The organism is Mycobacterium sp. G7A2 (assembly GCF_041902445.1).
In the GTDB taxonomy this organism is placed as follows: Bacteria; Actinomycetota; Actinomycetes; order Mycobacteriales; family Mycobacteriaceae; genus Mycobacterium.
Map to the genome: position 1 here is coordinate 4,242,767 of NZ_CP169251.1, position 22,017 is coordinate 4,264,783.

The following is a 22,017-nucleotide window of genomic DNA, read 5'->3' on the forward strand; positions in this document are numbered from 1 at the left end:
CGTCACGCACGTAACGGACAACAATGGCGTCACGCACGTAACGGACAACAATGGCGTCACGCACGTAACGGACAACAATGGCGTCGCGCACGTAAGGAGCACCAATGGGTGAAGCCGTGTTGTTCTGGGTGCTGGCCCTGGTGGCCGTGGTAGGGGCGATCGGGGTGGTCGCCGCTCCCAAGGCGGTTTATTCGGCGATCTCGCTGGCCACCACGATGATTGCGCTCGCGGTGATCTACATTGCGCAGGATGCCCCGTTTCTGGGGGTGGTTCAGGTGGTCGTCTACACCGGAGCGGTCATGATGCTGTTCCTGTTCGTGCTCATGCTGATCGGGGTGGATTCGTCGGAGTCGCTGGTGGAAACCCTTCGTGGACAGCGGCTCGCGGCGATCTGCATCGGTATCGGTTTCGGGGTCCTGCTGATCGCCGGTATCGGCAACGTCGCAGTCGCGGGCTTCGTGGGCCTGGACGCCGCGAACCAGAACGGCAACGTCGAGGGTCTGGCCGCGCTGATCTTCACGCAATACCTGTGGGCGTTCGAGCTGACCGGCGCGCTGCTGATCACCGCAACGCTGGGCGCGATGCTGCTGGCCCACCGTGAACGCACCGAGCGACGTAAAACCCAGCGCGAGCTGGCGATCGAGCGTTTCGCCCCTGGTGGGTATCCGACCACGCTGCCCAACCCGGGTGTCTACGCCCGCCACAACGCGGTCGACGTCCCGGCCCGTCTGCCCGACGGCTCGGCATCCTCGTTGTCGGTCAGCGCGACTCTGCAGGTGCGGCGGGTGCCCACGGAGGGCCAGGACGACAACTCGCGCGGGCGTGATCGATGAGTCCTGACTACTACCTGTATCTGTCGGCGCTGCTGTTCACCATCGGCGCCGCCGGAGTGTTGTTGCGTCGCAACGCCATCGTCATGTTCATGTGTGTCGAGTTGATGCTCAACGCCGCCAACCTCGCCTTCGTCACGTTCTCGCGGATGCACGGCCAGCTGGACGGACAAGTGGTGGCCTTCTTCACCATGGTGGTCGCTGCCTGTGAAGTCGTGATCGGGCTGGCCATCATCATGACCATCTTCCGGTCGCGCCGCTCTGCCAATGTCGACGCGGCGAACCTGCTGAAGCACTGATGAGCGCTTGCGCGAAGAAGAGAAGGCACTGATGAGCGCTTGCGCGAAGAACAGAGAACCCTGATGAGCGCTTGCGCGAAGAAGAGAGAACCCTGATGAGCGCTTGCGCGAAGAACAGAGGACACCTGATGAGCGCTTGCGCGAAGAAGAAAAAACACCTGATGAGCGCTTGCGCGAAGAAGAAAAAACACTGAGGCGCCGATGACCGTACCCGTGTGGCTGCTGATCGCGCTCCCCCTCGGCGGGGCGATGGTGTTGTTGCTGTCCGGCCGGCGGAGCAACCCGTGGGGCCATCGGGTGGGAACCGCCGCGTCGCTGGCCTCGTTCGTCTGCGCCGCAGTGTTGTTCGCCGACATGGTCAGCCGACCCGCCGAGGACCGCCGCATCACGGAGACGCTGTTCTCGTGGGTTCCCGTCGGAGAGTTGCAGGTGGACTTCGGCCTGCACCTGGACCAGCTGTCGATGTGCTTCGTGTTGCTGATCACCGGGGTCGGGTCTCTGATCCACATCTACTCCATCGGCTACATGGCCGAGGATCCCGAGCGCAGGAAGTTCTTCGGGTATCTCAACTTGTTCCTCGCGGCCATGCTGCTGCTGGTGCTCGCCGACAACTACCTCGGTCTGTACATGGGCTGGGAGGGCGTGGGCCTGGCGTCCTATCTGCTGATCGGGTTCTGGTCGCACAAGCCGTCGGCAGCGACGGCGGCCAAGAAGGCGTTCGTCGTCAACCGGGTCGGTGACATCGGGTTGGCGGTGGCGTTGATGCTGATGTTCTCCGCGGTGGGGTCGGTGTCGTTCAACGGTGTGTTCGACGCGGCACCGCAGTTGAGCGAGTCCATGCTGACGCTGATCGGCTTGATGCTGCTGTTGGCGGCCTGCGGCAAGTCCGCCCAGGTGCCGTTGCAGTCGTGGCTCGGTGACGCCATGGAAGGTCCCACGCCGGTGTCGGCGCTCATCCACGCCGCGACGATGGTCACCGCCGGTGTCTACCTGATCGTGCGGTCGGGCCCGGTGTTCGACCTCGCGCCGCACGCCCAGACCGCGGTGGTCGTCGTCGGCGCGGTCACGTTGCTGTTCGGTGCGGTGATCGGCTGCGCCAAGGACGACATCAAGAAGGCGCTGGCCGCATCGACGATGAGCCAGATCGGCTACATGGTGCTCGCAGCCGGACTCGGGCCGGTCGGCTACGCGGTCGCGATCATGCACCTGCTGACCCACGGGTTCTTCAAAGCGGGTCTGTTCCTCGGCGCCGGGTCGGTGATGCATGCGATGGACGACGAGGTGAACATGCGGCGCTACGGCGGGCTGCGCACAGCGCTTCCGGTCACATTCGTGACGTTCGGACTGGGGTACCTGGCGATCATCGGCATCCCACCGCTGGCCGGCTTCTTCTCCAAAGACGGCATCATCGAGGCCGCGCTGGGCGCCGGCGGCGTCAAGGGGGTCGTGCTGGGCGCGGTGACCATCCTCGGCGCCGGCATCACGGCCTTCTACATGACACGGGTGATGCTGATGACGTTCTTCGGCGAGAAGCGTTGGGCCGAGACATCGCATCCGCACGAGGCGCCGTCGGTGATGACCTGGCCGATGATTCTGCTGGCGGTCGGGTCGGTGACTGCGGGCGCGGCGCTCGCCGTCGGAGGCACGCTCGAGCACTGGCTGGAGCCGGTGGTGGGCGCTCATGAAGTCCACCACGTGCTGCCGGTGTGGGTGGTCACCGTGATCGTGTTGTCGGTCGTCGCAGTCGGCATCGTGATCGCCTACCGGATGTACGGCTCCCGACCGGTCGCCGAGCAGCCGCCCACCGGTTCGGCGCTGACCGCCGCTGCGCGCCAGGATCTCTACGGCGACGCATTCAACGAGAAAGTGTTGATGCGACCGGGTCGGGTCTTCACCGAGGAACTGGTCGAGATCGATGACGAAGTGGTCGACGGCGTGGCCGGAGGCCTGGCGGGCGGGGTGTCGCGGATATCCCGAGGGTTGCGGAACACGCAGACCGGCTTTGCCCGATCGTATGCGTTGTCGATGCTGGTAGGCGCCACGCTGGTGGTCGCGACGATCCTGGCGGTGAACCTGTGGTGAGCTCGATTCCCTGGCTGACTGTGCTGTGGGCCGTCCCGATGGTCGGCGCGGTCGCGGTGATGGTTCTGCCCGCCGCACAGCGGGACCTGGTCAAGTGGGTGGCGTTGGGGGTCTCGCTGGCGGTGCTGGCCGTCACGGCGGTAGTGGCCGTCGGCTTCGACCCGGCGGGGGCGCAGTTCCAGTTCGTCGAATCCCACCGCTGGATACCGTCGTTCGGCACCGGTTACCAACTCGGTGTCGACGGGATCGCGCTGGCCCTGGTGGTGCTCACCGCCGTGCTGATGCCGATCCTGATCGTCGCCGGATGGAACGACACCCGCGACGACATCAGCTGGGGCGGCCGGTCGGTGCACGTGTACTTCGCGCTGATGCTGGCCGTGGAAGGCATGGTCCTGATCTCGTTGATGGCGTTGGACATTCTGCTGTTCTACGTGTTCTTCGAGGCGATGCTCATCCCGATGTACTTTCTGATCGGCGGGTTCGGTGGTGCGCAACGCGGCGCCGCGGCGGTCAAGTTCTTGCTCTACAACCTGTTCGGTGGGCTGATCATGCTCGCCGCCGTGGTCGGCCTCTACGTCGCGACCGCGGGAAGCGACGCGTTCGAGGGCGGCACGTTCGATTTCCGCGCGATCGTCGCCGCGATCGCCGACGGCGACTTCGCGCTGAACCCCATGGTGATGCATCTGCTCTTCGGTGGCTTCATGTTCGCGTTCGCGATCAAAGCGCCGCTGTGGCCGTTGCACCGGTGGTTGCCCGACTCCGCGGTGCAGGCCACCCCGGCCAGCGCGGTGCTGATGATGGCCATCATGGACAAGGTGGGCACGTTCGGCATGATCCGATACTGTCTACCGCTGTTCGGCGACTCGGCCGCGCTGTTCGCACCGGTGATCATCACGCTGTCGGTGATCGGGATCATCTACGGCGCTGTGGTCGCGATCGGCCAGACCGACGTCATGCGCCTGATCGCGTACACCTCGATCTCGCATTTCGGGTTCATCATCCTGGGCATCTTCGTGATGACCAGCCAGGGACAGGCCGGCTCCACGCTGTACATGGTCAACCACGGCATCTCGACCGCCGCACTGTTCCTGATCGCGGGGTTCCTGGTGTCGCGCCGCGGTTCGCGTCTCATCAGCGCCTACGGCGGCGTGCAGAAGGTCGCGCCCGTCCTGGCGGGCACGTTCCTGGTGGCCGGGTTGGCGACGCTGTCGCTGCCCGGGCTGGCGCCGTTCATCAGTGAGTTCCTGGTGCTCATCGGCACCTTCACCCGCTATCCCGTGTTCGGTGTGCTCGCCGCCACCGCTCTGGTGCTGTCTGCGATCTACATCCTGTGGATGTACCAGCGGATGATGACGGGTCCCCTGCCCCGTGACCTCGCCGACGGTGAGTCAAAGCTTCCCGATCTGGTGCCTCGCGAGATCGTCGTGGTCGCACCGCTCATCGCGTTGCTGCTGGTGCTCGGGGTCTATCCCAAGCCTGCGCTCGACGTGATCGATCCGGCGGTGTCGCACACGCTGACCTCGATCGATCAGCGAGACCCGAGTCCTGCGATCGCAGAGGGGTTCCCGAGATGACCATCCCTACGCCGTCGATCGAGTACGGCCTGCTGTCCCCGATGCTGATCGTGCTGGGTTCGGCGGTGCTCGGTGTGCTGATCGAGGCGTTCGTGCCGCGCCGCCTTCGCTACCAGGTGCAGATCGGGGTCAGCCTGGCGGCCCTCGTCGCCGCGTTGGTCGCCGTCGTCGTGCTGGCGGGCGACCTCGGCGACGGCAACGGCGCTACGGCGATGCTGGGCGCGGTGGCCGTCGACCGGCCGGCCCTGCTGCTGCAGGGCACCATTCTGCTGGTCGGCGTGCTCGGAATACTGCTCATCGGCGAGCGCCGGATCCGTTCTGGCGATTGCGATCCCGCCGACGGGCAGTCGGGCGGCTTGGATGCGTTCACGCCGCAAGCCTCGGTGGTCCCCGGCGGCGTGGCCGAGAAGCAGGACACCCGGGCGGGACTGATCCAGACCGAGGTGTTCCCGCTGACACTGTTCGCGGTCGGTGGAATGCTGTTGTTCCCCGCCGCCAACGACCTGCTGACGATGTTCGTCGCGCTGGAGGTGTTGTCGCTGCCGTTGTATCTGCTCTGCGGTCTGGCCCGCCGCCGCCGCTTGCTGTCACAGGAAGCGGCGATGAAGTACTTCCTGCTGGGCGCGTTTGCGTCAGCATTCTTCCTCTACGGCTCGGCGATGCTGTACGGCTACGCGCGCACTCTGCGCTTCGACGGGATCGCCGATGCGGTCACGTCGGGTACGGGAAAGCCCGCGCTGGCGCTCATCGGGGCCGGACTGGTGTTGGTCGGGGTGTTGTTCAAAGTCGGTGCGGTGCCGTTTCATTCGTGGATTCCCGACGTGTACCAGGGAGCGCCTACCCCGATCACCGCGTTCATGGCGGCGGCCACCAAGATCGCCGCGTTCGGAGCACTGCTGCGGGTGTTCTACGTGGCGTTGCCAGAGCTGCGCGACGACTGGCAGCCGGTGTTGTGGGCCGTGGCGATCCTGACGATGCTGGTCGGCACGATCACCGCCGTCACCCAGGCCGACGTGAAACGGATTCTGGCGTATTCGGCAGTCGCACATACCGGGTTCATCCTCACCGGCGTGGTCGCAGGCACCCCGGCCGGGTTGTCTGCGACGCTGTTCTATCTATTCGCCTACGGCTTTTCCACCGTCGGCGCGTTCGCGGTGGTCGGTCTCGTCCGCGACCGCATGGGCAAGGAGGACACCGACATCTCCCGGTGGGCCGGGCTGGGAAGGCGTTATCCCGCGGCGGGCCTCGTGTTCTCGTTGTTCTTGCTGGCCTTCGCCGGAATCCCGTTGACCAGCGGCTTCGTCAGCAAGTTCGCGGTGTTCAAGGCGGCGGGTGAAAGTGGGGCCATCGCACTGGTGGTCGTCGGCGTGATCGCCAGTGCGATCGCCGCTTACTTCTACGTGCGCGTCATCGTGCTGATGTTCTTCACCGAGCGTCCGGACGACGCGCCGGAGGTCGTGGTACCCAGCGTGTTGACCAGTGGCGTCATCGCCGTCACGGCCGCCGTCACCTTCCTTCTCGGCGCGCTGCCCCAACCGCTGCTCGACCTGGCCAATGCCGCCAACCGCTTCCTCTGATACGACTGCGACGTGACCGAGCACCAACCCGTCCGCACCGCGGACCCAGGCCAACCCGTCCGCACCGCGGACTCAGGCCAAACCGTCCGCACCGCGGACCCAGGCCAAACCGTCCGCGCCGCGGACCGTGGCCCCGTGCGGGTCATCACCCTCAACCGCCCCGCGGCCCGCAACGCGCTCAGCGGCGCTCTGAACCGCGCCCTCTACGCCACGCTGACCGACGCCGACGCCGACGAAGCGGTGTCCGCGGTAGTGCTGACCGGGACCGACCCGGCGTTCTGCGCCGGTGTCGACCTGAAGGAGGCCGCGCGCGACGGCTTGCGCTATTTCGAGGAATTCCAGTCACACAGTTCCATCGCGGCGGTGGCGGCGACGCACACCCCGATCGTGGGCGCCATCAACGGGGCCACCTTCACCGGCGGACTCGAGATCGCCCTGGGTTGCGACTTTCTCATCGCTTCCGAGCGCGCCGTGTTCGCCGACACCCACGCCCGGGTCGGCATCCTGCCCGGTGGCGGGATGACCGCGCGGCTGCCGCAGCTGGTGGGCGCTGCGATGGCACGGCGGTTGTCGATGACCGGCGAGGTCGTCGATGCCGTGCGGGCCGAACGGATCGGACTGGTCACCGAGGTGGTCGCCCATGAAACGCTGCTGCACCGCGCTGTCGAGCTGGCCACCCAGATCGCCGACGTCCCCCGTTCGACGATGCGCAGCCTCAAGCAGATCTACACCACCGGCTCAGCAGCGGTGACCGACCCCGCGCTGGCGGCCGAAGCGGCGATCGCGGTCGCCCAGCACCGCGACTTCGACGCTCTCGACGCAACGTTCCGCGCGGTGACACAGCGCAACAAGGAGCAGATGAACCCCGGCTGACACCTGCTTGCCGGCATGCACGGTCACGGTGCGCCCGGCTCGAGCACGGCGTCCACGGCGGTGTAGAGCGTCTCGGTTTCGGTGTGCAAGACCGAGTCGCCGCTGGGTAGTGCACGCTCCAGAGCCAGGCCGTTGAGAACGGTGAGCAGGAATCGCGCCTGCAGGGTGCGGTCCCCGGTGCGAAGCACCCCTTCGTCGGCGAGCACGCTCAACCAGTATTCGACGCGTCGTGCCGACGTGCGATCGAAGGCTTGATACGCCGCGCGGACCTTCTCGGTCGGCTCCGCTGCAATGAAGTTCTGATACATGGTCGCCCAGGCTTGTCGCGCCTCCATCCCGACCCCGGCGGGAGCGAGCACCTGGCGCAGGCACTCCACCAACCGGTCACGCGCGGGGCGGGACGGATCCCGGATCGGGTCGTCGGGGATGAAGTGCTCGTAGATCCGCGTCAGCAACTCGTCCTGCAGCGCTCGCTGGGTCGGGAAGTGAAACCGCAACGAGCCCGTACTCACGCCGGCCCGCGCCGCCACCGCTCGGACACTGAGTGTCGTCGTGACGTCTTCGGCGATCATCTCTGCCGCCGCTTTGAGGATCTTCTCCCGCGTGTGCAAGGGCGATTCCTTTGCTGTCACCGACCGACAAGGCTTCACTAACACACTGTGTTAGTGTCGGTCTAACACAGCGTACTAGTGATCGTATCCTCGTGCGGCTGGGCGATGAACGGCGACGCCGCGCGGGACCCGACCACGGAAATCGAAAGGCAAGCGATGACATCTGACCAGCAGGTCACCAGTCGGCTCCTGCGGTGGCCGGGTGTCGCCATCGTGGCGGACAACTTCCGGGCTTACCTGGCTCTGAATGTGGCCGTGTACGGATTGTTCCTGGCCGGCTTCATCGTCGGCCTGACCTTCCCGCACCTCAGCCGAGCGCAGGCGACCCGCCTCGACGACAACGGCACCACGGATCTGGTGCAGTCGCTGATCGACCGTCCCTGGCTGTTCGCCGTGACCATTCTGGGCGTGAACGTCATCAGGATGAGCGTGTTGACCATCGTTCTGCCGTCCCTGGTCGTGCCGTTTGCCGGGCTCGCACTGTTCGCCTACTGGGCCTTCACCACGGGGATCACGCTGGTTCCGGCCAGCGACCTGGGATGGGTCGCACTCATCCCCCACTCCCTGACACTGGTCATCGAGTTCCAGGCGTACCTCGTGCTGCTGCTGGGTGTGTACCTGCTCGGCAGGCACTGGATCCGGCCCGCCACCGCCGGTGCGGACAACCGACGCGGCGGCTACCTCTACGGGCTGCGACAACTCGGCCGGCTTGCTGTGCTCGCGGCGGTTCTGCTGATCATCGGCGCGGTGTACGAAGCGTTCTCGCTGCGTTACCTGGTCCACCCACTGGCTCAGTGGCTGTTGTGACCGGGTGAACCCAAACGACAGCCGGGGGCGCGCCGGTCTTCGGGGGACGGCGACAAATCGGTTACGTCGTGGGTCCGGCGAGCACCCCGTGCAGCAGGATCGAGGTGACGTCGTCGACCCACCGCGCGGAGGGCAGGGTGTCCGGCGACTGGATCACCGTCAGCAGCGTGGCGCCGCCGATCAGGTCGACGAGCCGGTCGGGGTCGATCTCGGCGCGGACCTCACCGCGGTCGACGGCATCGCGGAGCCTATCCCGCACCGCGGCGAACAGTTCGGTGAAGCGGGCGCTGACCCTCCCGCTGAGCGCCGCGTCAGCGGTCATGTCGGTGATGAGCCCGGGCAGCGCCGCCCGCACGACCGGGCTGGTGAACACGTCGCGGGCGGCCTCGATCATCGCGCGCAGGTCGGCGGCGATGTCACCGGGCGGGGCCTGCATCGCCGACGGAGTCACCGGGAACGCCGCCTCGTGCACCAATTCCGCTTTGCTCGACCACCGGCGATACAGCGCGGTCTTGGTGGTTCCGGCCCGATCGGCGACGGCGGCCATGGTGACGTTGGAATAGCCGATTTCGACAAGTAGATCCGCGGTGGCGCGCAATATGGCAGCGTCGATACGAGGGTCGCGGGGACGGCCTGCACCCGGGGGCTTGCCAGCCGACAACGGGTCTGCTTTCATATCGCTACCCCCGGTATCGTAACTGTGGCGGAAGGACCGGTCTGTGCCCAGTGATCCAGCCGTTGAGGACGTCGAACGGCTCCAGCGGTCCAGTCGTGACCTGACGAATGTCCCTGCGGCTCTTTCGCAGTGGTTATCCACTGTACTACCGAACACCACACCCGAGATCACCGTGGAAAGCGGCGTGGATTCCAACGGCATGTCCTCGGAGACCATCTTACTGTCGGGGCGCTGGACGCACGGCGGACGACCGGTGGAGCAGCGCTGGGTTGCCCGCGTCGCGCCCACCGAGGCCGACGTGCCGGTTTTCGACCACTACCGCCTCGACCATCAGCACGAAGTGATGCGCCTGGTCGGTGAGTTGACCGACGTCGCGGTGCCGCCGGTGCGCTGGCTCGAAGACACCGGCACGGTCCTGGGACGGCCGTTCTTCCTGATGGACCGCATCGACGGGGAGGTCCCCCCGGACGTCATGCCCTACACATTCGGAGACAACTGGCTCTACGACGCCAGCCCCGAGCAGCAACGCCGGCTCCAGGACAACACTGTCGAGATCCTGGCGACCTTGCATTCGATCCCCAACGCCCGTCAGGTGTTCGGCTTCCTCCAGGACGTCGACCCGCCGGGCGAGACGGCGTTGCACCGCCACTTCGGGTGGCTGAAGAACTGGTATGCGTTCAGCGTCCCGGACATCGGCCGCTCACCCCTCGTGGAGCGCGCGCTGGACTGGCTGGAGGAGCATTTCCCGGCCGACGTGGCGGCGCAGGAACCCGTGCTGGTCTGGGGCGATTCCCGGATCGGCAACGTGATGTACCGCGACTTCAGCCCGGTCGCGGTGCTCGACTGGGAAATGGCCACCGTGGGCCCGCGCGAGTTCGATCTGGCCTGGATCAGCTACGCGCACATGGTCTTTCAGGAACTCACCGGCCTCGCGGGACTGCCGGGCATGCCGGACTTCCTGCGTGAGGACGATGTCCGGGCCACATACCGGGAGTTGACCGGTGTCGACGTCGGCGACCTGGATTGGTTCTACGTCTATTCCGGGGTGGTGTGGGCCTGCGTCTTCATGCGCACCGGAGCGCGCCGGGTGCACTTCGGGGAGATCGAGAAACCGGACGACATCGAGACGCTGTTCTACCACGCGCCGTTGCTCAAGCGCATGATCGGGGAGGCCGGCTGATGCTCGGACCCATGGACGAATACCCGGTCCACCAACTCCCCCAGCCCATCGCGTGGCCGGGATCCTCGGACCGCAACTTCTACGACCGCTCCTACTTCAACGCCCACGACCGCAGCGGCGACATCTTCGTCATCACCGGCATCGGGTACTACCCCAACCTCGGGGTCAAGGACGCGTTCCTGTTGGTCTCACGCCGCGACAGCGGCAAATACGGCGGAGGCGGCGACACCCAGACCGCAGTACACCTGTCCGACGCGATCGACCAGGACCGACTCAACCAGCACGTGGGCGCCTACCGCGTCGAGGTCATCGAGCCGCTGCGCAAGCTCCGCATCGTGCTCGACGAGACCGACGGCATCGCCGCGGACCTGACCTGGGAGGGCCTGTTCGACGCGGTACAGGAGCAGCCGCACATCATGCGGCGCGGCAACCGCATCACGCTCGACGCCCAGCGGTTCGCCCAGGCCGGCACCTGGAGCGGCCGACTGCTGATCGACGGCCAGGAGATCGAGGTCGACCCGACCCGCTGGATCGGCACCCGCGACCGGTCGTGGGGCATCCGCCCGGTCGGCGAGGCCGAGCCCGCCGGCCGGCCAGACGATCCGCCGTTCGAAGGCATGTGGTGGCTCTACGTACCGATGGCGTTCGACGACTTCGGCATCGTGCTGATCATCCAGGAGGATCCGCACGGGTTCCGCTCGCTCAACGACTGCACCCGCATCTGGAAGGACGGCCGCGTCGAACAGCTGGGCTGGCCGAGAGTGACCGTCAGCTACCGCTCGGGCACCCGCATCCCCACCGGTGCGTCCATCGACGCCACCGCATCCGACGGCAGCCCGGTGCACTTCGACGTCGAGTCGAAGCTCGCCGTGCCGATCCATGTCGGTGGTGGATACGGCGGCGACTCCGACTGGCTGCACGGGATGTGGAAGGGAGCGGCGTTCACCGAACGCCTCACCTACGACATGACCGATCCCGCCGTCATCGGGCGGGCGGGTTTCGGGGTCATCGATCACGTCGGCCGGGCGGTGTGCCGCGACGCCGACGGTGTCGAGCGTGAAGGGTGGGGACTGTTCGAGCACGGCGCCCTGGGCCGCCACGACCCGTCAGGCTTCGCCGACTGGTTGTCCGTCGCGCCGTGACGTTCGAGCCGGGTCACGCGCTCCTGGACTGCGGTGTGCCGGCACGCCCGAACACCAACGACCGGTCGGAGTCGCCGAGCCGGTGGTTCAGCACGTCCCGCAGATAGCTGTGCGTCAGCATCCACGGCCTGCGGGTGCCCGATTTCGGTAACGCGTCGGCGCCGCGCAGCACGTAACCGGCCTGCAGGTTGAATGCCGGCTGCTCCGGCATGTGGGCGTCCCCCAGATGCGGATAGGCGTAGGTGTAGCCGCGGGACCGCATGTAGGCCAACAGGTCTGCCACCGACCGCGCGGTCAGGTCGGCGCCCAACGTCCACGAGGCGTTGGTGTAGCCCAGCGACCACGCCGCGTTCGGGACGTCCTCGAGCATGTGCCTCCGGTAGATGAACCGCTCGTTGGGCGCGACCTTCTCACCGTCGACGCTGACCGCCACCCCGCCCAGCGCCTGCAACTGCAGGCCGGTCGCGGTGACGACGACGTCGGCGTCGACCCGGCGCCCGGACGCGAGCACGATGCCGTCACGATCGAAGTGGTCGATGTGATCGGTGATCATCTCGACGTCCCCGGCGGCCACCGCCTTGTACAGATCGGAGTCCAGGATGAAACACAGCCGCTGGTCCCAGGGGTTGTAGGGCGGATTGAAGTGCGTGTCGACGGCGTACCCGGGGGGAAGTGACCGAGACGCGGTGCGACGCAGCAGCCGCTTGCTCAGGCCCGGTGCGGTGCGTGAGACGAGCCAGATCAACGAGCCGAACAGGGCCAGTATCCACCGGGCCACCCAAGCCCCCGCCCTCGCCGGCAACATCCGCCGGATCGCGTTGATCGGCGGGACCACTCGGCTGACCGAGAACATGTACGAGGGGGTGCGCTGCAGCATCGTCACGTGTGCGGCGCGTTCGGTGAGCGCCGGGATCATGCTGACGGCGGTGGCGCCGCTGCCGATGACCACCACGCGCTTGCCGGTGTAGTCGAGCCCGCGCGGCCAGTGTTGCGGATGGATGACCTCGCCGGCGAAGTCCTCGATTCCGGTGAAGCTCGGCACGTACGGTTCGTCGTAGTCGTAATATCCGCTCGCGAACACCACGAAGCCGGTCGTGTACACCGCCGCCGTCCCGCCCCGGTCGGCGCGAAGGGTCCAGGTGTGCGTGGTCCAGTCCCAATCCGCCGACTGGACAAGGGTGTTGAACCGGATGTGGTCGTCGATGCCGTGCTTGTGCGCCGTGTCTGCCAGGTACTGCCAGATGTGTCCGCCGTCGGCGATCATCTCCTCGCGTTTCCAGGGCTCCCATGGAAACGACAAGGTGAAGATGTCACTGTCGGAACGGATTCCGGGATACTGAAACAGATCCCAGGTCCCGCCGAGCCGTTCGCGCCGCTCCAGGATGAGGTAGGTCAGGTCCGGGTTCTTCTCCCGGATGCGGTACGCGGCGTCGATTCCGGAGATTCCGGCACCGATGATGATGACGTCGGCATGTTCTGCGTGACGTCGGTCAGCGTCGAGGCGGTCGGTGTCGAGGCCGCCGTCGCTGCCGGTGGCTTCGCTGCCGGCCATGGCCTACTCCTTACGCTGTCTTGACCGCCCGCACCGCGGCCCGGCCGAACACCATCGATTCCTCGACCCGGTCCAGGCGGTGGTCGATCGCGTCGAGGACGTAGTTGTGCCGCACATTCCAGGGCCGGTGGGTGCCCGACTTGGGCAGTACGTGCACGGCACGGCGCACATAGCCGGCGTTGATGTCCCACGCCGGTTTCTCCTCCATCGGCGTGCGACCGAGGTGCGGATAGGCGTGTGTGTAACCGTGGGAGTCCATGTAGGCCAACAGTTTCGCCACCGCCCGAGCGGTCAGGTCGGCCCGCAGCGTCCACGAGGCGTTGATGTAGCCGACGCACCAGGCGAGATTGGGAACGTCTTCGAGCAGATGCTCTTTGTAGACGAACCGGTCAGCGGGCTGGACCTCCGCCCCGTCGACACTGAGCGCGACACCGCCGAGTGCCTGCAGCCGTAGCCCGGTGGCGGTGACGAGCACGTCGGCGTCGATCCGTGTGCCGGACTTGCACACCACGCCGGACTCGTCGATGTGGTCGATCTCGTCGGTCACCACCTCGGCTCGCCCTTCGGCGATCGCATCGTAGAAATCACCGGACAGGATCAGGCACAGCCGCTGGTCCCACGGATCGTAGGTCGGCTTGAAATGCGTGTCCACGGGATAGTTCTCGGGCAGGTAGTGCTTGGCCACAGCGCGGATCGCCTTCCGGCTGAATCCCGGAGCTTTGCGCGCGATGCCGTAGACGGCGACGATGAACAGCACGTTGTACAACCAGGCCAGCCGGTAACCGAGTCTGCGCGGGGGCACCTTGCGCAGCAGGTTGACCACGGGGTTGATGCGTTGGCCCGACAGCAGATAGGTCGGTGAGCGCTGCAGCATCGTGACATGGCCGGCTTTGCGCGCCACCGCGGGGATCATGCTGATCGCGGTCGCGCCGCTGCCGATCACCACGACCCGTTTGCCGGTGTAATCCAACGACTCGGGCCACAGCTGGGGATGCACCACCGGCCCGGCGAAGTTCTCGATGCCGGCGAAGTCCGGTCGATAGGGCTCGTCGTAGTCGTAGTAGCCGGTGCCGAAGAACAGGAACCGCGCCCGGTAGGTGCGGGCGGCACCGTCATGGGTGGTCTGCACGGTCCACATGTCGGTCGACGAGTCCCAGTCCGCCGAGAGCACCCGGGTGTCGAACTGGATGTGACGGTCGATGTCGTGCTTGTGCGCGGCGTCGACCAGATAGGTGCGGATGTCCTCGCCGTCGGCGACGTTCTCCGGCCGGGTCCACGGCTCCCACGGGAACGACAGCGTGAAGATGTCGCTGTCGGAGCGGATACCGGGATAGCGGTGCAGGTCCCAGGTGCCCCCGATGGCCGACCGTCGCTCCAGGATGGTGTAACTCAGCTGTGGGTTGCGCTCCTGGATCCGGTACGCCGCACCGATCCCGGAGATGCCCGCTCCGATGATCAAGACGTCGGAGAAGTCGTCTGCCGCCGGACTGACCTGATGCACCCGCAACCTCCTTTGGTCCCGCCACGTACCACGATATGGGTCCGGGACCGCACGCGTCGACAATCCGGCTCAATGAATCGGACGAGAGTTCAACGCTCTGCCCCGACGGCCGCATCGAATACGCGAGGATGGGGACGTGGATGCAGGCGCGGGTGAGGTCGTGGATGTCGTCGTCGTCGGGGCGGGGTTCGCCGGGCTGTCTGCTGCGCGGGAGCTGAGCCGGCTGGGACACGACGTGCTCGTGCTGGAGGGCCGTGACCGGGTCGGGGGCCGCTCCTTCACCGCGATGCTGGCCGGCGCCCCGGTCGACCTGGGTGCGACATTCGTCGGGCCCACGCAGGACGCCGTGCTGGCTCTGGCCGCCGAGCTGGGCTGTGACTCGGTGCCCACCTACGGACGTGGCAAGAACCTGATCCGTTGGCGCGGCAAGGTGCGTTCCTATCGCAGCACGATCCCTCGGCTGTCCATCCTCGAGTTGCTCGACGTCTCACGCATCCAGTGGAGATTCGATCGCATCAGCCGCAGGGTGAGTGTCGCGGAGCCGTGGGCGTCCCCCGTCGCCGAGGAACTGGACCGGGTGTCGCTGGAGCAGTGGCTGCGCTCGGTGCACGCGGGCGCGTCCACGCGTGACCTGATGGCGATCATGTCGCGGGTGACCTGGGGCGCCGAACCCGACGCGGTGTCGATGTTGCACGCGGTGCGCTACGTCAAGGCCGCGGGTGGACTGAACAGGATGCTCGACGTCGAGGGCGGAGCCCAGCAGGACCGGTATCCGGGCGGCACTCAGCAGATCGCCATCAGGATGGCCGATGCGCTCGGCGAGCGGGTGAGGCTCGACGCGCCGGTCGGCCGTATCGCGCGTAACCCTGACACGACGCTGACCGTCAGCTGCCGGGGCGGCGAGGTCACCGCCCGCGCTGTCGTCGTCGCCGTCCCGCCCGCGCATCGCGGCGGCATCGAGTTCGACCCGCCGCTGCCACCCGAGCAGGCCGCGCTGATCCGGAGCTGGCCGCAGGGCAACCTGAGCAAGGCCTACGCCGCGTACGAGACCCCGTTCTGGCGGGCCGACGGTTACTCGGGTGAGGCGCTCTCCGACGAGGGGCCCGTCTTCATCACCTTCGACGTCAGCCCCGACGTCAGCGGCGACGGCGACGCGGGGCCGGGCATCCTGCTGGGGTTCACCGACGCGCGCAGCTTCGACCCGTTGCCGCCGGCGGATCGGCGTGAGGTCGCGCTCGCGGGTTTCGCGTCGCTGTTCGGCCCGCCCGCGACCCGGCCGGTCGACTATCTCGATCACTGCTGGAGCGCCGAGGACTTCGCGCCGGGCGGGCCGACCGCAGCGGTCCCGCCGGGGGCGTGGACGGCGCACGGCCGGTGGTTGCGACGCGCCTGCGGCGGCATCTTCTGGGCCGGCACCGAGACCGCCGACGTCTGGACGGGGTTCCTCGACGGGGCGGTGCGTTCAGGTCTGCGCGCGGCCGCCGAGGCGCATCAGGAGCTCGCGCGGCCTTCCTGACGGACAGAGTCGATCAGCCACTGCAGTTGCGCGTTGACGTCGGCGGGACGTTCCAGGATCGCGCAGTGGCCGCCATCGAGTTCGACGAAACGCGCCAGGTTCGGTGCGGTCGCGGCGATCCGCCTGGACGACACCATCGGCAACAGGCGATCTTGGCTGCTGCCGATCACCAGCGTCGGCACCGTCAGGTTCTTCAGGCCGATGTGCCGCGGTCCGAGATGGTCGACCAGCACCCGGGCCCAGCCGCCGCGCCCGGCCGCCGGAGTGGCGTTGAACAACTGGTAGACGAGATCCGTGACCGCCGGGTCGGCGTCGCGGCCGACGGCGATCGAGGACACGAAACGGCGGCTGGGCCGGTCGGCCGCACGGACCAGCGGCGCCCCGCCGAACGCTTTGAGCAGGGTGCCGGCCGCGCGCACCCGGGCCTCGGAGAACTGCGCGGGCACCGGCAGGAGGTTGATGTTGCGAAGCAGGTCGCCGGTCGTGGTGTTGATCAGCGCGACGGCGTCGGCGCGCTCGGACACGCGGTCCGGATGACGCTCGGCCCAGGAGGTGATGGCGATGCCGCCCATCGAGTGCCCGGCCACCACCGCGCGCTCGCCGGGCTGCAGCGTGGCGGCCAGCACCGCGTCTAGGTCGGCGGCGAGGTGGTCGAGGCTGTAGCCGCCACGCCGCGGCGGCACCCCGCTGCGTCCGTGACCGCGATGGTCGAAGGCGATGACCCGATGGTGCCGGGCCAGCTCGGAGATCTGGTGCGCCCACACCCGCAGGGCGCAGGTGATGCCGTGGGCCAACACGACCGGATAGCCGTCCTCGGGGCCGAAGACCTCGGTGTGCAGCCGCACGCCGTCGACCGATCGCACGTCGACGAACCGTCCGGGGGGAAGCCCGTCGGCGGCGTAACCACCGCCGCGCACCCTGGTGCCGCCTCGTGCCATGCGCATGCTCCTCGGTTCCAGCAACGTTGCCGTGCCCCACGCCGGTGGCGAAATCGAACCACGCCGGTGGCGAGATCGAACCACGCCGGCCGGCGTCGGTGGACCAACCGACGGCGTCGGTGGACCAGACTGTACCGGCGGACACCGTCGCCGACGGTGAGCCACGGGGGCGTTAAATGGTCGGATGCGTGCGATACAGATAGCCCGGCTCGACGGACCGCAGGCCGCCCACGTCGTCGAGATCGACGAACCCGCCGGCGGTGACGATGTGGTCGTCGTCGACGTGCACGCCGCCGGGGTGGCCTACCCCGACGCCCTGCAGTCCCGCGGGCTCTACCAGTACAAGCCCGAGATGCCCTACATCCCTGGTGCCGAGATCGCCGGGGTGGTACGCAGCGCCCCCGAAGAGGCCCACGTCCGCCCCGGCGATCGGGTCGCGGGGCTGACGATGCTGTGCGGCGCGATGGCCGAAGTCGTGACCCTGCCGCCGGAGCGCTTGTTCAGGCTGCCGGACTCGGTGTCGTTCGAAGCCGGCGCCGGCGTCCTGTTCAACGACCTCACGGTGCACTTCGCGCTTCGGACCCGCGGCCGATTGAGCAACGGCGACACGGTGCTCGTACACGGCGCCGCGGGTGGGATCGGCACGTCGACGTTACGGCTGGCGCCGGCATTCGGCGCCGCCCGCACCATTGCGGTGGTCAGCAGCGAGGAGAAGGCGGATGTCGCCCGGGCGGCCGGCGCCTCCGACGTCGTGCTGGCCGACGGGTTCAAGGACGCGGTCAAGGAGTTGACCGAGGGCCGCGGGGTGGACATCGTGGTCGACCCGGTGGGCGGTGATCGTTTCACCGACTCGCTGCGTTCGCTGTCGCCGGGTGGACGCCTCCTGGTGGTCGGGTTCACCGGCGGCGACATCCCGACCGTGAAGGTGAACCGGCTGCTGTTGAACAACGTCGACGTGGTCGGCGTCGGGTGGGGCGCGTGGACGATGCGCCATCCCGGCTACCTGCAGCAGCAGTGGGCAGAACTGCTTCCGCTGCTCGCGTCCGGTCGGGTCGGCGCCCCGGAACCGGTGGTGTTTCCGCTCGAGGATGCCGCCGCGGCGATCGCCTCGCTGGAGGACCGGACAGCGAGGGGCAAGGTTGTCGTCTCGCTGCGCTGAGCGGATCGGCGGGCTGCGACCCCAGAATGTCCGATTGAATGCAAGGGTCTTTGCCGGCTGCGATGATGAGTGCCGTGCCCACCGCTAGCCTGCGCCCGGTCGAGGATCCCCAGGTTGCTGGATTCCTGGATGCGGTGACGGACGGGCCCACCGCGCTGGTGATCGAGGGCGAGGCCGGCATCGGAAAGACCACCCTGTGGCTGTCGCTGCTGCGCCAGGCGCGCGCCCGCGGCTTCCGCGTGTTGACCGCGCGGGTCGGCCAGGCCGAAACGGTGATGGCGTTCGCCGCGCTGGCCGATCTGCTCAGCGAGGTGGACGCCGAGCACTTTGCGAACCTGCCGGCGCTGCAGCGCCTGGCCTTGGACCGGGTGCTGCTGCGCGCAGGCGCCGAAGGCCCCCCGACCGACCAGCGGGTGGTGGCCGCAGCGTTCGTCTCGGTTCTCGATCAGATGCACCGGTCCGACGACCGGACCCCGGTGCTGCTGGCGATCGACGACGCGCAGTGGCTGGACAGCTCCAGCCGCACCGCCGTCGAGTTCGCGGCGCGCCGGCTCAACGGCGCTTTCGGTGTGTTGATGACCGAGCGGTGCACCGCCGGGGACAGCCAGGTGGCACGGTGGCTGCAGCTCGACCGGCCCGACCGGCTGGGCCGGGTGGCGGTGCAGCCGATGGACACCCGGGAGTTGCACGCGGTGATCTCCGATCGCCTGGGCCGCACGTTCTCCCGACCGACGGTGTTGCGGATCGCCGAAACCTCCGGCGGCAACCCGTTTTTCGCCCTGGAACTCGCGCGTGCGTTGCAGGACGACCAGGCCGGCCCCGAGCAGCCGCTCCCCGCCACGCTCACCGATCTGGTCCGGCGGCGCATTGCGGCGCTCGATGACGCCGAGCGCGCGCTGTTGCTGAGCGTGGCCTGCGTCGCCGAGCCGACGATCGAGTTGCTCGCGAAGGCCAATGACGTCGATGCCGACGAGCTGGCGCGCCGCGTGGAGCGCGCCGAGGCGGCCGGCATTCTCAGCCTCGACGGTCACCGGGTGCGGTTCACCCACCCGCTGTTGGCCAGCGGTGTCTACAGCGACGCAGGCCCGCCGGCGCGCCGCGCGATGCACCGCACGCTGGCCGCGCTGGAAACCCAGCCCGAGCTCAGAGCCCGTCATCTGGCGCTGGCGTCGGCGCACGGCGACGAGGAGATCCTCACGGCGCTCGACCAGGCTGCGGACTCCGCACGGTCGCGCGGAGCGCCGGCGGCGGCCGCTGAGCTCGTCGACCTGGCTCTGGGGCTCGGCGGAGACACGGTGCTGCGCCGAATGAAGTCGGCGGAGAACCACTTCCTGGCCGGCAACACCGCCAGGGCCGGGGCGCTGCTCGACGACGCCGCGACGATGGAACCGGGCATGCTGCGCGCCATGGCGACGAGCCTGCTGGCCACCGTGCGGATGTACGAGAACGAACACGCCGAGGCAGTCGAACTGCTGCGCAGCGCGCTCGACGACGCCGCGGGGATCCCGGCGCTCATGGTGCAGGTGCTGCTGCGACTGTCCTTCGCGTTGAACAGCATCGGCGAGCTCGACGATGCACGCCGGCACGTCCGCGATGCGGTCAAGCTGGCCGAGGAGCTCGGGGTGCCGGCGATCACCAGCGCCGCGTTGGCCTGGTCGGTGCATGTGAACTTCCAGTGCGGCCGCGGCTTGGACGAGGACTCATTGGACCGGGCGATGCAGTCCTATGACAGCGCGCTGGATGTGCCGATCATCTTCCGGGCGCCCTTCGTCCACGCCTTGGCGCTGTCGTGGACCGGCCGGCTCGAGCAGGCGCATGACGAGTTGACCGCGGTCCGCAGCGTCTGCATCGAGCGCGGCGCCGAGAGCGACATGATGGCCATCGCAGGGTTTCTGGCGATCAACCACATCTGGCGTGGGCAGGTCGCTGAGGCCGCCGTCGAGGCGGCGGAGGCGGTGGAGCGGGCCGAGCAGCTCGGCGGCGACGATGTGCTGATCATCCCGATGACGGTGCGCGCTGCGGTGGCCGCCTACGCCGGCCGTGAGGACGCTGCCCGCGCCGACGCCCGCTGGGTGCTGACCGCGATGCGGAATCGCAGCTCGTCGCACATCGCCGACTGGCCGGGCATGACGCTGTGCTTTCTCGAGGAGTCGCTGGGAAACCACCGGGAAGCGCTCGACGCGCTGGATCCGGCTTTCCTGGCGGACCAGATGCCCTGCACCGAGCAGATGTATGCCTGGCATTTGCCCGACGTGATCGAGGCGATGGTGGGAGTGGGCCGGCTCGACGATGCCGAGACGCTCACCCGCGCGCTGGAACAGAACGGGGCGCGGCACGACCGTGCCTGGATGAAGTCGGTCGGGGCGCGGTGCCGGGCGATGCTGCTGGCGGCGCGTGGCGATGTGACCGCCGCCGAGGAGACCGCACACCGCGCGTTGGCCGAGCACGAGTCGTTGCCGATGCCGTTCGAGCGGGCCAGGACGCAGCTGATCCTGGGTCAGCTGCAGCGCAGGCTACGCCAGAAGAACACGGCGGCAACCAATCTGGCCGAGGCGCGCGAGGTGTTCGAGCGGCTGGGCACACCGTTGTGGGCGCGCCGCGCCGAGGCCGAGCTGGCGCGTACCGTGGTGGCGCCGTCGGAGGATCTGAGCCAATTGACGCCGTCCGAGCAGCGGGTCGCCGAGATGGCGGCGTCAGGGGCGACCAACAAGGACATCGCCGCAGCGATGTTCATCAGCGCCAAGACGGTGGAGCACAACCTGACCAAGATCTACCGCAAGCTCCAGATCAGTTCGCGCGCGGAGCTGGGCAGGCGGATGGACCAGGGCGGCGACGACTCTGCTTAGGTGATCCATTCCGGTTGCTGATCGACGTCGACGGCCGAGAAGTCCTTGTGGGGCAGGCCCGCGATGGTGCCCCCGTCGACGACGAACTCGGAGCCGGTCGAATAGCTCGAGTCGTCACTGGCCAGGTACACCACCAGGTTGCTGACCTCGCGCGGCTGGGCGATGCGGCCCAGCGCGCTGGAGAAGATGTCCTCCGGAACCCAATCGGCCATGGGCGTTTTCACCAGGCCGGGATGCACCGAGTTGACCCGGATCCCGAACGCGCCCAGCTCCAGAGCGGTCGATTTGGTGAGCCCGCGCACGGCGAACTTGGTGGCGGTGTAGCCGTGACACGCCACCGTGCCCGCCATCCCCTCGATGGACGAGATGTTGATGATCGAGCCTCGGCCTGCGGCCTTCATGGCCGGTGTGACGGCGCGAATGCCGAGGAAGACACCGGTCAGATTGATGTCGAGGATGCGCTGCCATTCCGAGAGCGGGAAGTCCTCCACGGTGCCGATGTTGAGAATGCCGGCGTTGTTCACCAGGATGTCGAGGCCGCCGAACTCGGCGAGGGCGACGGCCACCGCGCGTTCCCAGTCGTCGGGGCTGGTGACGTCGAGGTGGATGTAGCGGGCCGCGTCACCCAGATCCTCGGCGACCCGTTCGCCTTCGGCATCGAGGATGTCACCGCAGACCACGCGCGCGCCGTGCGCGACCATCTCGCGGGCATGCGAAGCCCCCATCCCCCGGGCGGCGCCGCTGACGAGAGCTACCTTGCCGGCCAACCGTGCAGTCATCAATCCTCCTGTCGTGGCGGCCTGTTCGATGCGGCCGCGGGTGTGGCTCCGGTCACACCCTAGCGCCGCGGCGTC

17 protein-coding genes and 1 pseudogene are annotated in these 22,017 nt (G+C 67.8%); 12 read left to right on the plus strand and 6 right to left on the minus strand.

Annotated features, from left to right (window positions below):
* Window positions 1-104: 104 nt before the first annotated feature.
* The 6 genes and pseudogenes from ACEWX3_RS20160 to ACEWX3_RS20185 form a co-directional block, all read left to right on the plus strand.
* Window positions 105-833 carry an NADH-quinone oxidoreductase subunit J gene (locus ACEWX3_RS20160; protein ID WP_207068924.1) on the plus strand — a complete coding sequence of 243 codons (729 nt, stop codon included), beginning with the start codon at window positions 105-107 and terminating at the stop codon, window positions 831-833.
* A complete protein-coding gene (gene nuoK, locus ACEWX3_RS20165) occupies window positions 830-1,129 on the plus strand; it encodes an NADH-quinone oxidoreductase subunit NuoK (RefSeq protein ID WP_207068925.1) in 300 nt (99 codons plus the stop codon). Before ACEWX3_RS20160 ends, nuoK begins: the two co-directional genes overlap by 4 nt.
* A 201-nt stretch (window positions 1,130-1,330) precedes the next feature.
* Entirely contained in the window at window positions 1,331-3,211 is a 1,881-nt protein-coding gene (gene nuoL, locus ACEWX3_RS20170) for an NADH-quinone oxidoreductase subunit L (RefSeq protein WP_374157471.1), read from the plus strand.
* Window positions 3,205-4,785, plus strand: coding sequence for an NADH-quinone oxidoreductase subunit M (locus ACEWX3_RS20175; RefSeq protein ID WP_374157472.1), 1,581 nt, complete (start codon window positions 3,205-3,207; stop codon window positions 4,783-4,785). Before nuoL ends, ACEWX3_RS20175 begins: the two co-directional genes overlap by 7 nt.
* On the plus strand, window positions 4,782-6,362 hold the full coding sequence (nuoN, locus tag ACEWX3_RS20180; RefSeq protein WP_374157473.1) for an NADH-quinone oxidoreductase subunit NuoN: 1,581 nt from the start codon (window positions 4,782-4,784) through the stop codon (window positions 6,360-6,362). Before ACEWX3_RS20175 ends, nuoN begins: the two co-directional genes overlap by 4 nt.
* Before the next feature lie 120 nt (window positions 6,363-6,482).
* Window positions 6,483-7,235 (plus strand): annotated as a pseudogene (locus ACEWX3_RS20185) (enoyl-CoA hydratase); the annotation flags it as partial.
* Between the two features lie 23 nt (window positions 7,236-7,258).
* Here the strand turns inward: ACEWX3_RS20185 and ACEWX3_RS20190 are convergent.
* Window positions 7,259-7,846: a TetR/AcrR family transcriptional regulator gene (locus ACEWX3_RS20190; protein WP_374157474.1), complete on the minus strand. Its 588-nt coding sequence runs from the start codon at window positions 7,844-7,846 to the stop codon at window positions 7,259-7,261.
* A 156-nt stretch (window positions 7,847-8,002) separates the two neighbouring features.
* Here ACEWX3_RS20190 and ACEWX3_RS20195 point away from each other — a divergent pair, with 156 nt between their 5' ends.
* Window positions 8,003-8,653, plus strand: coding sequence for a stage II sporulation protein M (locus ACEWX3_RS20195; protein ID WP_374157475.1), 651 nt, complete (start codon window positions 8,003-8,005; stop codon window positions 8,651-8,653).
* 61 nt (window positions 8,654-8,714) lie between these two features.
* Here the strand turns inward: ACEWX3_RS20195 and ACEWX3_RS20200 are convergent, their stop codons facing one another.
* On the minus strand, window positions 8,715-9,329 hold the full coding sequence (locus ACEWX3_RS20200) for a TetR/AcrR family transcriptional regulator (protein WP_207068931.1): 615 nt from the start codon (window positions 9,327-9,329) through the stop codon (window positions 8,715-8,717).
* 43 nt (window positions 9,330-9,372) lie between these two features.
* On the opposite strand from ACEWX3_RS20200, the gene ACEWX3_RS20205 reads away from it, so the two are divergent.
* Both ACEWX3_RS20205 and ACEWX3_RS20210 read left to right on the plus strand, forming a co-directional pair.
* Complete coding sequence (locus ACEWX3_RS20205; RefSeq protein WP_374157476.1) at window positions 9,373-10,509, plus strand: phosphotransferase family protein; 1,137 nt, start codon at window positions 9,373-9,375, stop codon at window positions 10,507-10,509.
* Window positions 10,509-11,651: a hypothetical protein gene (locus ACEWX3_RS20210; RefSeq protein WP_207068933.1), complete on the plus strand. Its 1,143-nt coding sequence runs from the start codon at window positions 10,509-10,511 to the stop codon at window positions 11,649-11,651. Before ACEWX3_RS20205 ends, ACEWX3_RS20210 begins: the two co-directional genes overlap by 1 nt.
* Before the next feature lie 13 nt (window positions 11,652-11,664).
* Here ACEWX3_RS20210 and ACEWX3_RS20215 read toward each other — a convergent pair whose 3' ends face one another.
* Window positions 11,665-13,203 carry a flavin-containing monooxygenase gene (locus ACEWX3_RS20215; protein WP_374157477.1) on the minus strand — a complete coding sequence of 513 codons (1,539 nt, stop codon included), beginning with the start codon at window positions 13,201-13,203 and terminating at the stop codon, window positions 11,665-11,667.
* A 10-nt stretch (window positions 13,204-13,213) separates the two neighbouring features.
* Window positions 13,214-14,704, minus strand: coding sequence for an NAD(P)/FAD-dependent oxidoreductase (locus tag ACEWX3_RS20220; RefSeq protein WP_207068935.1), 1,491 nt, complete (start codon window positions 14,702-14,704; stop codon window positions 13,214-13,216).
* A gap of 136 nt (window positions 14,705-14,840) precedes the next feature.
* On the opposite strand from ACEWX3_RS20220, the gene ACEWX3_RS20225 reads away from it, so the two are divergent.
* Entirely contained in the window at window positions 14,841-16,220 is a 1,380-nt protein-coding gene (locus tag ACEWX3_RS20225) for a flavin monoamine oxidase family protein (RefSeq protein ID WP_374157478.1), read from the plus strand.
* Here ACEWX3_RS20225 and ACEWX3_RS20230 read toward each other — a convergent pair.
* Window positions 16,196-17,158 carry an alpha/beta fold hydrolase gene (locus tag ACEWX3_RS20230; protein ID WP_374157479.1) on the minus strand — a complete coding sequence of 321 codons (963 nt, stop codon included), beginning with the start codon at window positions 17,156-17,158 and terminating at the stop codon, window positions 16,196-16,198. The genes ACEWX3_RS20225 and ACEWX3_RS20230 overlap by 25 nt on opposite strands.
* 184 nt (window positions 17,159-17,342) lie before the next feature.
* On the opposite strand from ACEWX3_RS20230, the gene ACEWX3_RS20235 reads away from it, so the two are divergent.
* Both ACEWX3_RS20235 and ACEWX3_RS20240 read left to right on the plus strand, forming a co-directional pair.
* Window positions 17,343-18,317: an NADPH:quinone oxidoreductase family protein gene (locus tag ACEWX3_RS20235; RefSeq protein WP_374157480.1), complete on the plus strand. Its 975-nt coding sequence runs from the start codon at window positions 17,343-17,345 to the stop codon at window positions 18,315-18,317.
* Between the two features lie 38 nt (window positions 18,318-18,355).
* Complete coding sequence (locus ACEWX3_RS20240; protein WP_374157481.1) at window positions 18,356-21,163, plus strand: AAA family ATPase; 2,808 nt, start codon at window positions 18,356-18,358, stop codon at window positions 21,161-21,163.
* On the opposite strand, the gene ACEWX3_RS20245 is transcribed toward ACEWX3_RS20240, so the two are convergent.
* Window positions 21,160-21,942, minus strand: coding sequence for a glucose 1-dehydrogenase (locus ACEWX3_RS20245; RefSeq protein ID WP_221348657.1), 783 nt, complete (start codon window positions 21,940-21,942; stop codon window positions 21,160-21,162). The genes ACEWX3_RS20240 and ACEWX3_RS20245 overlap by 4 nt on opposite strands.
* Window positions 21,943-22,017: the final 75 nt, after the last annotated feature.